Here is a 13690-nt window from a genome sequence, read left to right on the forward strand (position 1 = left end):
ATCAGGTCCGTGAAGGCCTTCCCAAGTACGTGAAGGCCCCCTTCACTGCGTCTAGCGCAAGGAAGGGGACCTTCACGTACAGCCGTCACCTCAGCGACCGCAGCGATCCACCCGTTCCCACGGCCAATCCGAGACGAGCCAGCGTGCGACGGCGTCGGCGAGCACGGCATCCAGCTCCGCTTCGTCGGCCCGGACCCAGGACTGCACCGTGACGTCCCAGTCCTCGGAGGCCGTGGGATACAGGTAGACGCAACCGATGACGTCGCCGTCGGCCGGGCTGAGGACGGTGAACGTGAAGCCTTTGTGTCGCGCGAAGTCTTCGGCGTGGCGGCGCAGGTCGGCGAGGTTCTCGTCGAGGGTCATGCCGTCGCGCGGCGGCCAGTCGCCGTCGGGATAGCCGGGAGTGGAGCGGATGTGCTCGATACTCGACGTCCAGGCGGCATGGTCGGCCGAATTGTGTTCCGGTCCCAAGGGTTCGAGGCGGAACTCGTCGGTGACGAGCGCGGTCGGCGGGACGAAACCGGCTGGTACGAAAGCATCCGCGGGCATGGTCGGGACCGTAGTGGCAGATCAGGCCGATCGCACTCAAGTTTCGCGCTTGCCGTCGTGCCGTGGGCGGTCCAGCATGATCGGGTGTCAGACGAGGGGATGGAGCAGCGCCTGCTCGACGCGGTCCGCGAAGGCGAGGTGCTCGACCTGACCGGTGGCAGAAGGGTCGACCCGGCCGAGATGCCGTCGTGGGGAAGCAGCCGCACCGTCTCCGCGGCGCTGATCCGTGACCTGGTCCGGGGCCGCCGGGACGTCGAAATGGACCCACACGGGCTGCGGCTGCGCGGGGCGCGGATCACCGGCCGCCTCGATCTGGCGAACATCGCCGGCGAGAGGCGGGTCGAGCTGGTCGACTGCTTTCTCCCCGACGGCCTGGACCTGCGCGACGGCCGCCTGCCGGGGCTGGTGCTGGACCGGTCCCGCTTCGGGCATTCCGCGCAGGATCCGCCGGTGGACGCCGAAAGGTTCACCACTTCGGCGATGACGATGAAGGGTGTGGTCGTGAACGCCCGCACTCCGGCCGGTGCGGTCCGGTTGCGCGGGGCCCATCTCGGGGTGCTGGAATGCGATGGGGCGCGGCTGGAGAACACGTCCGGGCCCGCCCTGCAGGCCGACCGGCTGCACGTCGATCACGGCGTGTTCCTGCGCGCCGGATTCCGGGCCACCGGCGCGGTCCAACTGGTCGACGCCCACGTCGGCTTGCTCGATTGCGATGGCGCGTGGCTGGAGAACCCGGACGGGCCCGCCTTGTACGCCGACGGTCTGAAGGTCGACCGGGCCGTGTTCCTGCGCGCCGGGTTCCGGGCCACCGGCACCGAACCCGCCGTGATCCGGTTGAACGGGGCGTCGATCGAGGGCTCGCTGTGGTTGGACACCAGCGAGGTGACCCGGTCGGATCAGGCGTCGGGGGCTCTGATCGATATCGCCGAGACGACCTACGGAGACCTTCCGGAGCAGTTCGGTTTGTCCCGGTGGCTGGAGCTGTTGCGTGCCCGTACGCCCGGCTACGCCGCCCAGCCCTATCAGCAGTTGGCCGCCGTCCACCGCGCGGCGGGCCACGACGCCGAAGTGCGGGACATCCTGATGGCGCAACGGCGTGATCAGATCCGCCGCGGCGGGCTTCGGTGGCACGACCGGATGTGGGCCCGGTTCACCGGGCTGGCCCTCGGCTTCGGCTATCAACCCTGGCGGGCACTGCTGCTGTTGTTCACCGTCCTCGCCGGTTCGGTCGTGCTGGCCCTCGTCCTCGGCGGGCAGGGCGGCCTGGCGCACACCGCGCGCGCGAGCGCACCGGCGACGCCATGCGCTGTCGTGGAACGGATAGGGGTGGGGCTGGATCTCGGGCTGCCACTGGTCAAGACGGGAGCGCGGGAGCTGTGCGCCCCCACCGGCACCGCCACCGGGCAGGCCCTCACCGTCGCGGGCTGGGCCCTGCAGCTGGCGGCGTGGGCGTCGGCGACCCTGTTCATCGCGGGTTTCACCGGCGCCGTCCGGAAGACCTGACGCCTACTTCTCGAAAACGAGGTCGAAATCCTTGCGCCAGGTGGATCCCTGATCCTCGGACGCCTCCCAGCGGCCCGTGATCCGATCCGGCTCGACCTCCGCGACGAACCGTTGGAACATGTCGGGGTCTTCCCGGCTCAGGCTCCAGTTCGTTCCGTCGAAGGTCATGGCGAAGACCCGGCACACACCTCGTTCGTCGTGGTACAGAGCCGTATACGCGTCGCGGGTGTCGCTGCGACCGAGAACCAGGACCATCTCGCTCGCGGCTTGCCCGTCCTCGCCGTCCATCGTCCAGCGAAGGACCACGAACGCCTCACCGAGCCACTCGATCGTCGCCGAACCCGGCACCTTTCGATCGGGCGGTTCCAGGAACCACGCGTCGCTCAGCGTCGTCCGCCACGATCCCACCAGGACGTCCAGCCGTTCCATGGCTTCGTTGCGCATCGCTGCCTCCTGGCGTGGCCCGGTGATCCGCCAGCGTAGGCGCAACGCCCGACGAAGTCAGTTTCTTGCCGCTCAGGTTCGGCGACGGTCGTAGTCGTCGAAGGCCTCCGCCACGGCGCCGTCCAGGATCATGGCCAGCGCGTAGGAAATGGTCCAGATCCATTCGTCGAGACGGGCAGCGTCCGCGGCGCTGATCAGCCCGTTCTGGCCCAGCATGCCATCGGGTGCGACACCCCAAGCTCGCGCGAAATGACACATTCCGACCACGGCCGAGACCACCTCGCGGGGAACGAAGTCGGCCTGTAGTGGTTCGGCGAGAGCCCGCAACGCCGACATCACTTCGTGGTAGTTCTCCTCGCGCAAGCCGGAGAAGGGACGCAATGACCCGATGAAACCCGTCCGCCAGCGCGGATCGTCCACATCCGGGTGTGTGCATGAGTGGAACAGGAGGGCTTCGCGGGCATCGGCGGGGGTCATGAAGCGACGCTAGCGCGAAGGTACGACCACTCATTAGTAAGCATGTGCGTATCATAAGCGTGGCGCAGCCATTTCGGACTGAAGCGACGTGAGGAGCGAGCATGATCAGAGGTAAGTGGATGCCCGGCCATGCCGCGGACTTCTCCGGAGACGTGCTGGTCAGCGTCACCGCGTTGACGCTCGACGACTTCCGGAGCACTCCGGGTGCCTACCGGGCGGGCTACGTGCTCAGCCGCGAGTGGCCCCGGCTGCCCGGCGCGGTCGGCCAATGGCTGTGGGTGGAACCGTTGCGCCGGCGGCTGGGATCGGTTTCGGTGTGGCGCGACCACGAGGGCTTGCGTGGGTTCGTCGGCTTGCCCGCCCACGTGGCGATCATGCGGAAGTACCGCGACCTCGGCACCACCCGCGCCACCACCTGGCGCACCGCCGACCTCGATTCGCGGGCCATCTGGCGAAAAGCGGAGCAGTGGCTGAGGGAGAAGTGAGGTCACGAACCGCCGCCGGGAACTGCGCCCGGCGGCGGTTTCACGGTCACAACGAGGACGAGCAAACCCGTAGCGGTCCGACACGAGCACCGGCAGGGAAGTTCGTCGCGGCGAAGTTCCAACCGCCGAACGCGTTCGCGGTCGCCTCGGGGTTGTTGGACGACGGAGGGCCATAGCCCGCGTCGACCATGATCCAGCCCGACCAGGTCACCCCGCCGTCGAACGAGGAGTTGCGCGTGATGGGGCGGAACTGCGCGGGAGCCTCGTCACCGCGGGCGAACACGACCAGTTCGCCCGAACTCGTCGCGGCCGCGCCCGGTTCGGACACCGCGCCGCCCCGTGGCGCCCCGAGGTCGAACCACGAGCCCCAGGACGAGCCGTTGTAGCTGATCCCCGCGACTCGCGAGTTGGTCGTCCGCACGAACACGTCGACCAGTCCCGGCCCCCGCGAGACGGCGATCGGGTCGACGGCGAACCTGCCGCCGAGCCCGACCCAGTTGCTCCAGCCGGCCCCGACCCGTTCCAGGTAGTACAGGTCGTTCGCCTGGCCCCTGGTGACGACCGCGACATGGCCCGGCCGCGAGGAGACCCCGATCGGGCTGGACGTCAGCACGCCGCCGAGGCTGGTGTGCGGGCCCCACACGCCGTTCACGTATTCGCGGTACCACAGTTGTTTGTTGGAGCCTCGATAGAAGACGATGAGATGCCCGGGCCCGGCCGAAACCGCGTGCGGGTTCCAGGTGATGACCCCGCCGAGGTTCTGCCAGCCGGACGACACCCCGTTCTCGAATTGCATGAAGTACAGCGCGTCGTCGGCGCCACGGACGAATACCGCCGAATGTCCAGGGCCCCACGAGACGGCGCCCGGCTCGGAGCGGGACACCCCGCCGAGGTTCTCGGCGCTGATCACCCCGTTCGTGCGCGGATCCACCTGAGTGCGGAAGACGTTGCCGGACGAGCTGACCTGGAAGATGTCCAGCGGCCCGTTCGGCATCGAGGCCAGACCTGGATCGATGTTGCCGCCCCGGCTGAGTTCGGCGCACCCGACGGCGGCGTTCGCCATCGCCGGGCACAGCATGGTGGCGGCCACTACGGCGACCATCGCGGAAAGCTTCCTCAATGCGCGCAAGTTCCCTCCCTGCGTCGAAGAGATCGAGAGGGAATCCTGACCGGCGGCACGACACGAGACTGTTGTGGACATGTTGTGGTGGCCCGCGGAACCGTCAGGTGCCGCGGCCTATCGTCAGCCGGACGGTCACGTCTTCGACAGCGGCGCGGCCCGGTCGGCCAGCGGGCCACCGGCGTGCAGAAGTGTCTCCAGCGATCGGAGCGGCTCGGGAAGGACGGTGTACCAGCTCCAGGTGCCGCGTCGTTCCCGATCGAGGATGCCTGCCGCGACCAGAACGCGGAGATGATGACTCAGTGACGGCTGCGGCATGTCGAACTCTTCGGCGAGATCGCAGAAGCAGGCTTCGCCGCCGGGTGAATGACGGACCAGCGACAGCAGCCTGATCCGGATCGGATCCGAGAGGGCCTTGAACAACTTCGCCGCCTGCTCGGCCTCGTCCTGGGCGATGACCGCCGCGGGCTCGGCCATCAGCAGGGTGATGGGCACCGGCTTCCGGCCGCGCCCGTGCTCCGTCGCCATGTGTCCTCCTCGGTCGGAGTGACCTTCGACGGCGAGCGTACCCGGTGGATTGACAAATATCGATGCAAGTCCTTGAATCTGGATTCGTGGACTTCGATCCAGTCGAACGCCGAGAGGACTCCGCCGATGACCCGCACACCCGAGGTGTTGTTCGTCTGCGTGCACAACGCCGGTCGTTCACAGATGGCCGCGGCGTTGCTGCAGCACTACTCGCTCGGCCGGATCATTGTCCGGTCCGCTGGTTCGGAGCCCGCCGCGATGGTGAACCCGGCCGCGGCCGCGGCGCTCGCGGAGTGGGGCTTGGATATCACCGCCGAGGTGCCGAGCAAGCTGTCCACCGAGGACGTCGAGGCATCCGACGTGGTGATCACCATGGGCTGTGGGGACACCTGTCCGGTGTTCCCCGGAAAGCGGTACCTGGACTGGCCCCTTGAAGACCCGGCGGGGCAGGGCTTGGACGCCGTCCGTCCGATCCGGGACGAGATCGACCGCCGCGTCCGCGGCCTGGTCGCCGAAATCCTCGACGCCTGAACGACTTCCCGGAGCCAGGAGGCCCCAACGTGACGCTTGCCGCCGACGAGCCCGACGTCCTGCGCAAACTGTCCTTTTTGGACCGTTATCTGCCGGCTTGGATCATCGTCGCGATGGGTGCCGGGCTGCTGCTGGGCAGCGTGATCCCCGGTCTGCGGGAAGTGCTGGACGCGGTGAAGATCGGGCAGGTGTCGCTGCCGATCGCGCTCGGGCTGTTGCTGATGATGTACCCGGTGCTGGCGAAGGTCCGCTACGACCGGCTCGGCGCGGTGACCAAGGACCGGCGCACGATGGTGCTTTCCTTGGTGTTGAACTGGATTCTCGGCCCGGCGCTGATGTTCGCGCTCGCCTGGCTGATGCTGCCGGACCTTCCCGAATACCGGACCGGCCTGATCATCGTCGGTCTCGCCCGGTGCATCGCGATGGTGATCATCTGGAACGACCTCGCCTGCGGTGATCGCGAGGCCGCGGCGGTGCTGGTCGCGGTGAACTCGGTCTTCCAGGTGCTGATGTTCGGGGTGCTCGGCTGGTTCTACCTGGACCTGCTGCCCGGCTGGCTCGGTCTGGACACCTCGAGCGTCGACTTCTCACCGTGGGAAATCGCGCTCAGCGTCGTCGTTTTCCTCGGCATCCCGCTCGCCGCGGGCTATCTGTCCCGCCGCGCGGGGGAGCGGAACAAGGGCCGTGAGTGGTACGAGGGCACGTTCCTGCCGAAGATCGGCCCGGTCGCGTTGTACGGCCTGTTGTTCACCATCGTGATCCTGTTCGCCCTGCAAGGGGAGACCATCACGTCCCGGCCTCTCGACGTCGCCCGGATCGCCTTGCCGCTGCTTGCCTACTTCGCCGTCATGTGGACCAGCGGATATCTGCTGGGCAAGGCGTCCGGGCTGTCCTACGAACGCACCACGACACTGGCGTTCACCGCCGCGGGCAACAACTTCGAACTCGCGATCGCCGTCGCCATCGGCGTTTTCGGCGTGACGTCGGGCCAGGCGCTCGCCGGGGTCGTCGGACCGCTGATCGAGGTCCCGGTGCTGGTCGCCCTGGTGTACGTGAGTCTCCGGCTGCGGAAACGCTGGACCACGAAAGCCCCGGTGGGGTGATCGGAACCGCGCGGGCGAGGGTCACGACCGTGTCAGGACCTCCGTCTCCGGCGTGACGCAGCATCCACCGGACGCCGCGTCGTCAGGCTCGTCGAACAGCCCGGCGCCGCCGCATACGCCGGTTTCGGCCATGTGCAATTCGATGCGCGTCGCCGCTTCGTGGTCACCGGCGAGTTCGGCGGCGATGCTGCGGACCTGTTCGTAACCGGTCATGGCGAGGAAAGTCGGCGCTCGGCCGTAGCTCTTCATCCCGGCCAGGTAGAAGTCCTTCTCCGGGTGGGCGAGTTCCTTCGCGCCGTGCGGGTAGACGGTTCCGCAGGAATGCACGTTCGGATCGATCAGCGGCGCGAGGGCGACCGGCGCCTGCAGGGTCGGGTCCAGCTCCAGCCGGAGCTCCGACAACCAGGTCAGGTCCGGCCGGAACCCGGACAGCGTCACCACTTCGTCGACGTGCTCGATCCGCTGGCCCGCGGAGGAGATCAGCGCGAGCCTCCCCGCGTCGTCGCGTTCGAGCGCTTCTGTGCGGAATCCGGTCACGACGTCGATCAGCCCGGACTTCACGGCCTCCTGAGCCCGCAGGCCGAGCGCTCCCCGCGCCGGGAGCTGGTCGGCATCGCCGCCGCCGAAGGTGTTGCCGACCGACCCGCGGCGCAACACCCAGCTGATCCGCGTACCGGGCGCGTCTTTCGTGAGCCCGGACAACGCGACCAGTGCGGTCAGCGCCGAGTGTCCGCTCCCCGCGACCACCACGTGTCCGCCCGCGTACCGGTTCCGCACCGCCGGGTCGCCCAGATCCGGTACGCGGTAGGCGATCCGGTCCGCCGCCGCTCGTTCGCCGATGGCGGGAAGTCCTTCCCCGCCAAGGGGATTCGGCGTCGACCAGGTCCCCGAAGCGTCGATGACCGCCCGTGCCGCGATCCGCTCTTCCGAGCCGTCCCCGGCGCGGACATGCACGGTGAACGGCTCCGTGTCGCGGCCGCCGTCCACGACCCGATCCCGGCCTCGCCGCGCGACACCGACCACCTCGGCATCGAACCGCACCCGATGGCCGAGCGCCGTCGCCAGGGGTCGCAGATAACGCTCGGCCCACTCCGAGCCCGTCGGATACGCCTCATCATCGGGTCGCGCCCAGCCGGTGTCCTCCAGCAACCGCCCGGCCGCCGGAGCCACGAGCTCGGACCAGGCCGAGAACAACCGCACGTGATTCCACTCGGCGACTCCCGCGCCCGCCCCCGCGCCGCGTTCCAGCACCAGTGGCTCGAAACCCCGCTCCACCAGCTCGGCGGCCGCCGCCAACCCCACCGGTCCCGCGCCGATCACCACGACAGGCAGCTCGTTCATCCCCATGCACCTTTCATCGATCTGTCTCGATTGAAGCGATGCGGGGACTCTATCGACCGCGATCGATTGACGCAACCATCGATTCCGGTCGATACTGGGCGGCATGACCACGGTTGTGCCCGTCCTCCTGCCCGAGCGTGAAGCCACGACTTACGCCGGCTGGTTCGCCTGTCTCGCCGAGCCCATGCGGGTCAAACTCCTGCACGCGGTCGCGACCTCGCCACGTGGCCTGACCGTCGGCGCGCTCACGGAGATCCTCGGAACCAGCCAGTCGACGTGCTCCCACCACGTCCGAAAACTGGCCGAGGTCGGCTTCCTGCACCTGCGCAAGGAAGGCACGGCCACGGTCGTGACGATCAACCAGGCCTGCTGCAGCGGGCTGCCGCACGCCGCCGACGCCGTGATGGGCCTCCTCGCCCCGCGTCCGTGCTGTCCGGAGAACCTGCCGGAAGACGTCGTCGTCCGCGCGCTGCGCGACGGCGACCGGGACTCGGTCCGCCGGATCCATGGTGAAGGAATCGCCACCTTCAAAGCCGAGGTTCCCAGTCGCGAAACCTTTGGCCACCGATGGGTCGCCGAGATCGGCGGCGAGGTCGTCGGCTGGGCGGTCGCAGTTCCGGTTTCGGAACACGAGTGCTATCGGGGAGTCGCCGAGACATCCGTCCATGTCGCTGAAAGTCACCGTGGCCGCGGCGTGGGTAAAGCCTTGATGCACAAGCAAGTCACGGAGGCCGACGCGGCCGGGCTCTGGACACTGCAGACCTCGGTCTTCACCGATGACCGCGCCTCCATCGCCCTGCATCAGAGTGCCGGCTATCGCACCGTCGGCATCCGCGAGCGCATCGTCCGACGCGACGGCGCTTGGCAGGACGCCGTCTTCCTGGAACGCCGCGGCCCGGTCACCGCCTAGAGTGGGTTCATGAGTGACCCGGAGCAGCTGGCCCGTGCGTTGCGGACCACGGCCAGGAACGCCGCGACCACCGCCCTGCGCGAGGGGCTCGAAGACATCGAAGAGCGCCACAGCCGGCGCGTCGCCGACGACGTCGCCGGCCTGATCGACGTCGACGGCGTTTTCACCGGGCTGCGGGAAACCGAGATCCCGCGGCGAAGCGATGACGACGAGCCGTGGGAGTTCAAACGGGAGTCCTTGACCTGAGCGGGGTCACTTTTCCCAGGTGTAGCTCAGGGCCGGTGGGACGTCGGTCGTCTTGGTGACGGTGAGGTGCTGGTCGGGGTGCGCGGCGGCCCACCGGGTCATCTCGTCGTAGAGCTGGTCGCGCAGGCCTGCGTCCCGCACCTCGATCGTGGCGCGCTGGGCCAGTTGGCTCGGATCGACGTTCGGGTCGGTGCGGATCCCCAGGTTCCAGAAGTGCTTCTTGTCGCTGCCGTCGGCGCCTTGGCCGTCGTTGGTGAAGTAGACCTCGTCGGTGGTCTTGTCGTAGATCGTCTGGGTCACCTTGATCTGGTCGTCGCCCTGGGCGGCGTTGAAGTAGCCGGACGGGTCCGAGGAGCCCGGTTCGCGGGTGTAGAACCCGACTTCGCCGCCGAACGCGCCGCCGAATCCGTAACCGCCCTTCCACAGCTCCAGCCGGTATTGCTTTCCGGTCTTCGGGTCGGTGAACTCCATGTTGTCGCCGTCGTCGCCGGTCTTGTCGAGGTTCGCGCCGATGAGCTTTTCGAGCTTGTCGTACAAGTCGTGCCAGCCGAGGAAACTCTGTACCGAGTGTTCGCCGGTGGTGTAGTAGTCGCCGTCCGCGACGTATTTGAAGCCGAGGTAGTCGTAGATCTTCTGCGCGATCTCGCGGTTCTGCAGGAGCAGTTCCCAGTTACCGGTCAGCAGGGCGGCCTTGAGTCTCGGATCGTTCTTCACCAGCTCGGCGAAACCCGGGATCTCACGCAGCATGATCGCGGCGATCTCGGCGAGGTTCCGCTTTCCCGAGCCCGCGAGTTCCCATATCTGGCCCGTTTTGTTCCGCAGCTTCAGGCCTTCGGCGAGCAGGACCGCGTCGTAGCCGAGGATGACCCTCTCCAAGTCGGCGAGTACGACGAGTGCCCGCGCTTTGATCGCCTTGTCCTGTGCCCAGGCGAAGACGATGTTGCCCTTTCCGTGCGAGAGGTCGTTCCAGACGCCGTCCAGCTTCTGCCGCAGGGATTCGGCGTCCGCGAGGTGACTGCGGGCGTCGCCCTGTGCCTTGGCCAGCGCGTCGCGGACCACCTCGAACGACTTCGCGGACTCTTCGAGATCCTGGGCCTGGTCGTCACGGTTCTTCTTGAAGTCCGCGAGCGAGGCGAGCGCCGACTCACCGGCTCCGCCTTGCCATCCTTCGGCCAGCTGAACGCGGACTGCTTCGACCAGCGATTTGGCGTCCAGCACGGCTTCCTTGGTGGCCCGGCACGCCCGCGCCCGGTCGTCGAGGTCGGTCGTGCTGCCTTTGGCGACCTGGTCGTGGAGCCGGCGGATCTTGTCGAAGACCGAGCTCACCGATCGATCCCCGCGAAGCCCTTGTCCAGCGCCTTCAGGAAAGTGTCGCGCGCGGCCGACTCTGTGCCGTCGTAGCTCTTCGCGGCGGCCTGGATGGCTTCGACCAGGCTGGTGACCTGCTGCTGCGAGGCCACCAAATCCTCCTGCCGGGTCGACAGCCAGACGTCGTAGTCTCCCGCGAACCCGGCGGCCCGATGGGTGGCACCGACGTTCGGCGCGCCGCCGGGGGCGAGCGCCGGCGGCTTCCCCGCGGCGAGCTTGCCCGCCGCGCTGCTGATGTCCGCGACATCGACCTCGAAACCCACAGCACGCCCTCCCCGACCGTGTGACACTTCGCCTAGGCAATGTAACACCCAACTTCTGGTTTGGTGCCCGGTTCACGCTTTTGGCCGCATGGAGGCGCCTGCTCGACGACGCACGCGGGGTCAGCGGCGTCCGGATGGGTGACCGTGCTGCCCTGAACGTGGAGTGTGCGGGTGGCGAATCGACGTGTCGCGTGATCACGTATTCCTCCATTGGAGTGCTTTCGGTGATCGATCCACGAAATCGGGTCCTGTAGACGCTAACGTCGATTTCCGTTCGGGGGGCGTGGGGATTTCGAAATTTGTCCATTTCATGGGTGATCGTTGGATATCCGGAAATTCGTATCAGTCGGCCATGAGGAGAATCATCATGACACGCAAGGGAATTCTCGTGCGAATCGCGGCGGCCGCCGCGACCACGGCATTGGCGTTCACCGCGGCACCCGGCATCGCCACCGCGGCGACGCAGGCCGAGTCGCTGTTCTGGATCAGGTTCGCGGCAGGCGTCCAGCGCTGCCTGGATTCCAATTCCGCGGGCAGCGTGTACACGCATGTTTGTCAGGATGGGAACAATCACCAGAAGTGGAACAACTACGCTCCCGGAAAGTTCAAGAACAAGGCGTCCGGACTATGTCTCGCCGCGGGAACGTCATCGGTTTTCGCCGGGTCCTGTGAGGCCAATGCCAGCGATTGGCGGACGTCGTCCACGACGAACAAGTACTTCACCAACGTGTCGACCGGGCTCTGCCTGCACAACAGCGGCGGCCAGGCGGAGGCCGTCGGGCTCCGGGTCTGCCGCGCGGGAACAGCGCTGTGGACCGTGACGAAGCTGCGGAGCTGATTCGAAGCCGCGGAGCGCCGGCGCATGGCTCGCCGACGCCGATCCCCTTTTATCGGCAAGGGATGGGTGCACGGCGAGCCGGGGGTGGGTGAGGTTCGACAAAGTGTCCGGGTTCGCGTTCCGCGCGTTAGGGCGCAAGCCGGCCGGTCTGAGGATCGAAGCAGACCAGTCCCAGCGCCCGAGCGTGGTCGACGGCGAACTCCGTGGCTTCCTCGTACTTGCTGTAGACAACGCCGAAGTAGAACAGCGGGCCGCTGGCGTTGTCGATCAATGGTCCGTCCGACCAAGGGATGTCGTCTTCGTCGTCCTCGGCGTCCGAGCCGAGATCGGGCCAGCGTGCCAGCAGCTGGCTGATGTACTGCTCGATCAAGGGGGACGCTCGAATCCGCCGCCGTCCTCCCAGGTACTCGGTGCGGAGGCGCGCGAACGCCGCTTGTGCCGCGTTGTCGTCGACGGGGCGTGGTCCTTCCCAGACCGCGAGGTGATAGCTCATCGGAAGACGATGTTAGCCGCTTCCGTTCACTAGGTCCTTTGCTGCGTCACGTCGAGTGCGTTCAGTAAGCGCGCGTACGACTCGTCCACCCTGAAGCCGGTCGTATCGAGGCGGGTCGCGCGCGGACGTTCAGCCAGGTACTCGACGAAGTGACCGCGAATCCTGTCGACCATGTCGGAATCGGGATCTTCCAGCATCATCTGGAGTCGTGCCTCGACAGCGTTGGCCGGACGTTTCCCGCGAAGGCGTCGCAGATGTTCGTGGTCGTCGACGAGGAGGGCGACCTCGACGTAAGTGGCTCCAGCGGCGACGGCTACCGCTTCGAAGGCCGGGTCCGGGTCGCGGTCGTGAACGGTCACGAGTTGCGGGAGGATCACATCGAGTCCGTCGCGAAGATGCCGTGCGGCCATGTCCCGTCCGTGGCCGCGGGCGATTTCCAAGGCTCCGAAGAAGTTCTCCTGCCAACCGCCGATCAATCCCGTGAGCACATCCAGGTCGAGGGCGAGCGTTCCTGGATGCTCGTCGGCGTAGCGGCGGGCGAGGGTCGACTTTCCCACACGTGAGAGACCATTGAGGTGGATCAGACGCGCCATGAGCCGACCCTATGTCCTGGCCCGGCCGGTGGCAGGTCAGTCGATCTATGATCGCCGCATGCATGTTCTCGGGCCGACCGATCCTCTTCCGCGGCGGCCGGTCCGACGGGTCGCGGTGGCAGGTCCTGCGGGATCGGGCAAATCGACCCTCGCGCGAACGCTGTGCGAGCGCATGGGCGTGCCGTATGTCGAGTTCGAGCCCTTCTTCCACGGTCCCGGATGGACGGTCCGGGAGACGTGGCAGTCCGACGTTTTGCGGTTCCTCGACGGGGATGTCTGGGCGATCGAGTGGCAAGGAGAACAGGTCCGGGAGCAGATGACGGCGCGGCTCGACGTGTTGGTGTGGCTCGATCATCCGCGTGCCTTGGCCACGACTCGCGTCATCGTTCGCACGCTTGAACGTCGAGTCGGGCGCGGTTCGAAGATCGCCGGGGATAACGTCGAGGGCCCGCTGCACACGTTCTTCACCGACCCGCAGCACATCGTCAAGATCGCGTGGCGCTACCACCCGATCATGCGCGCGCGGGTCCGCAAGGTGATCGACGAGAATCGCCACCCCGATCTCGTCGTCGTCCGGCTGCGTGGCCAACGACAGGTCGATCAGTGGCTTCGCGGGCCGTTCGATCAGAGCACAGTGTGAACCAGAAGATGCTCGACCCCGTCACCCGTTCAGCGCAGCCTCGTAGTCCTTCGCCTGATTCGGCGTCAGGAATCGCGACACCCGCACCAAGACGGGACCTTTCAGATAGTCGTATTCGCCGACCGCGGGCAGATTCTTGGCTACCGACTGGATGAAGTCCATCCGCGCTTTCGCACCGGCCTCGTCTGGGAACACCTCTACCGAACCGCCCCGTTCCACCGAATCCGCGCCGAGATACTCGACATCGGCCGGCTTGAC

The 13690-nt window shown here is 67.2% G+C and carries 19 protein-coding genes; 8 read left to right on the forward strand and 11 right to left on the reverse strand.

The features are described 5' to 3' along the window. Positions 1-90: 90 nt before the first annotated feature. Positions 91-549, reverse strand: a complete 459-nt coding sequence (locus AJAP_RS15805; protein ID WP_038512254.1) for a GNAT family N-acetyltransferase — start codon at positions 547-549, stop codon at positions 91-93. An 84-nt stretch (positions 550-633) separates the two neighbouring features. Between AJAP_RS15805 and AJAP_RS15810 the strand changes: the two genes are divergently transcribed. Beyond that, positions 634-2052 carry a hypothetical protein gene (locus tag AJAP_RS15810; RefSeq protein ID WP_148311511.1) on the forward strand — a complete coding sequence of 473 codons (1419 nt, stop codon included), beginning with the start codon at positions 634-636 and terminating at the stop codon, positions 2050-2052. Positions 2053-2055: 3 nt separating this feature from the next. On the opposite strand, the gene AJAP_RS42475 is transcribed toward AJAP_RS15810, so the two are convergent. Both AJAP_RS42475 and AJAP_RS15820 read right to left on the reverse strand, forming a co-directional pair. Then, positions 2056-2496, reverse strand: coding sequence for a hypothetical protein (locus tag AJAP_RS42475; protein ID WP_051972463.1), 441 nt, complete (start codon positions 2494-2496; stop codon positions 2056-2058). 72 nt (positions 2497-2568) lie between these two features. Continuing rightward, positions 2569-2973, reverse strand: a complete 405-nt coding sequence (locus AJAP_RS15820; protein WP_038512257.1) for a hypothetical protein — start codon at positions 2971-2973, stop codon at positions 2569-2571. A gap of 101 nt (positions 2974-3074) precedes the next feature. Here AJAP_RS15820 and AJAP_RS15825 point away from each other — a divergent pair, with 101 nt between their 5' ends. Further along, positions 3075-3458, forward strand: a complete 384-nt coding sequence (locus tag AJAP_RS15825; protein ID WP_038512259.1) for a hypothetical protein — start codon at positions 3075-3077, stop codon at positions 3456-3458. A 46-nt stretch (positions 3459-3504) separates the two neighbouring features. Here the strand turns inward: AJAP_RS15825 and AJAP_RS42480 are convergent, their stop codons facing one another. Together AJAP_RS42480 and AJAP_RS15835 are read right to left on the reverse strand one after the other, a co-directional pair. Beyond that, positions 3505-4587 carry a hypothetical protein gene (locus tag AJAP_RS42480; RefSeq protein WP_148311512.1) on the reverse strand — a complete coding sequence of 361 codons (1083 nt, stop codon included), beginning with the start codon at positions 4585-4587 and terminating at the stop codon, positions 3505-3507. Between the two features lie 126 nt (positions 4588-4713). Continuing rightward, positions 4714-5106 carry an ArsR/SmtB family transcription factor gene (locus AJAP_RS15835; RefSeq protein ID WP_174492024.1) on the reverse strand — a complete coding sequence of 131 codons (393 nt, stop codon included), beginning with the start codon at positions 5104-5106 and terminating at the stop codon, positions 4714-4716. 126 nt (positions 5107-5232) lie between these two features. Here AJAP_RS15835 and AJAP_RS15840 point away from each other — a divergent pair, with 126 nt between their 5' ends. Continuing rightward, positions 5233-5637: an arsenate-mycothiol transferase ArsC gene (locus AJAP_RS15840; RefSeq protein ID WP_038523136.1), complete on the forward strand. Its 405-nt coding sequence runs from the start codon at positions 5233-5235 to the stop codon at positions 5635-5637. Positions 5638-5666: 29 nt separating this feature from the next. Beyond that, the gene (arsB, locus tag AJAP_RS15845) at positions 5667-6740 is read left to right on the forward strand and encodes an ACR3 family arsenite efflux transporter (protein ID WP_038512261.1); all 1074 of its coding nucleotides are present in this window, start codon (positions 5667-5669) and stop codon (positions 6738-6740) included. 21 nt (positions 6741-6761) lie between these two features. On the opposite strand, the gene AJAP_RS15850 is transcribed toward arsB, so the two are convergent. Continuing rightward, positions 6762-8081 (reverse strand): NAD(P)-binding domain-containing protein, encoded by a 1320-nt coding sequence (locus AJAP_RS15850; protein ID WP_038523139.1) that lies wholly within the window; start codon positions 8079-8081, stop codon positions 6762-6764. A 103-nt stretch (positions 8082-8184) separates the two neighbouring features. Between AJAP_RS15850 and AJAP_RS15855 the strand changes: the two genes are divergently transcribed. Then, positions 8185-8991, forward strand: coding sequence for a helix-turn-helix domain-containing GNAT family N-acetyltransferase (locus tag AJAP_RS15855; protein WP_038512263.1), 807 nt, complete (start codon positions 8185-8187; stop codon positions 8989-8991). Positions 8992-9000: 9 nt separating this feature from the next. Continuing rightward, on the forward strand, positions 9001-9237 hold the full coding sequence (locus AJAP_RS15860) for a hypothetical protein (protein ID WP_038512265.1): 237 nt from the start codon (positions 9001-9003) through the stop codon (positions 9235-9237). A gap of 6 nt (positions 9238-9243) precedes the next feature. Here AJAP_RS15860 and AJAP_RS44075 read toward each other — a convergent pair whose 3' ends face one another. Both AJAP_RS44075 and AJAP_RS44080 read right to left on the reverse strand, forming a co-directional pair. After that, positions 9244-10563 carry a DUF4474 domain-containing protein gene (locus AJAP_RS44075; protein WP_038512267.1) on the reverse strand — a complete coding sequence of 440 codons (1320 nt, stop codon included), beginning with the start codon at positions 10561-10563 and terminating at the stop codon, positions 9244-9246. After that, positions 10560-10868 (reverse strand): hypothetical protein, encoded by a 309-nt coding sequence (locus tag AJAP_RS44080; protein ID WP_038512270.1) that lies wholly within the window; start codon positions 10866-10868, stop codon positions 10560-10562. Before AJAP_RS44080 ends, AJAP_RS44075 begins: the two co-directional genes overlap by 4 nt. A gap of 367 nt (positions 10869-11235) precedes the next feature. Between AJAP_RS44080 and AJAP_RS44085 the strand changes: the two genes are divergently transcribed. Then, positions 11236-11706: an RICIN domain-containing protein gene (locus AJAP_RS44085; protein ID WP_038512273.1), complete on the forward strand. Its 471-nt coding sequence runs from the start codon at positions 11236-11238 to the stop codon at positions 11704-11706. Between the two features lie 127 nt (positions 11707-11833). On the opposite strand, the gene AJAP_RS15880 is transcribed toward AJAP_RS44085, so the two are convergent. Together AJAP_RS15880 and AJAP_RS15885 are read right to left on the reverse strand one after the other, a co-directional pair. Next, positions 11834-12199, reverse strand: a complete 366-nt coding sequence (locus AJAP_RS15880; protein ID WP_038512276.1) for a hypothetical protein — start codon at positions 12197-12199, stop codon at positions 11834-11836. Positions 12200-12228: 29 nt separating this feature from the next. Further along, entirely contained in the window at positions 12229-12792 is a 564-nt protein-coding gene (locus AJAP_RS15885; RefSeq protein WP_051972465.1) for an AAA family ATPase, read from the reverse strand. Here AJAP_RS15885 and AJAP_RS15890 point away from each other — a divergent pair. Next, positions 12791-13432: a P-loop NTPase family protein gene (locus AJAP_RS15890; protein ID WP_228694954.1), complete on the forward strand. Its 642-nt coding sequence runs from the start codon at positions 12791-12793 to the stop codon at positions 13430-13432. The two genes, AJAP_RS15885 and AJAP_RS15890, sit on opposite strands and share 2 nt — an antisense overlap. A gap of 21 nt (positions 13433-13453) precedes the next feature. Here AJAP_RS15890 and AJAP_RS44615 read toward each other — a convergent pair whose 3' ends face one another. Continuing rightward, positions 13454-13651, reverse strand: a complete 198-nt coding sequence (locus AJAP_RS44615; protein WP_051972466.1) for a hypothetical protein — start codon at positions 13649-13651, stop codon at positions 13454-13456. Positions 13652-13690 lie beyond the last annotated feature (39 nt).

The sequence above is a fragment of the Amycolatopsis japonica genome, from assembly GCF_000732925.1.
Lineage (GTDB): Bacteria > Actinomycetota > Actinomycetes > Mycobacteriales > Pseudonocardiaceae > Amycolatopsis > Amycolatopsis japonica.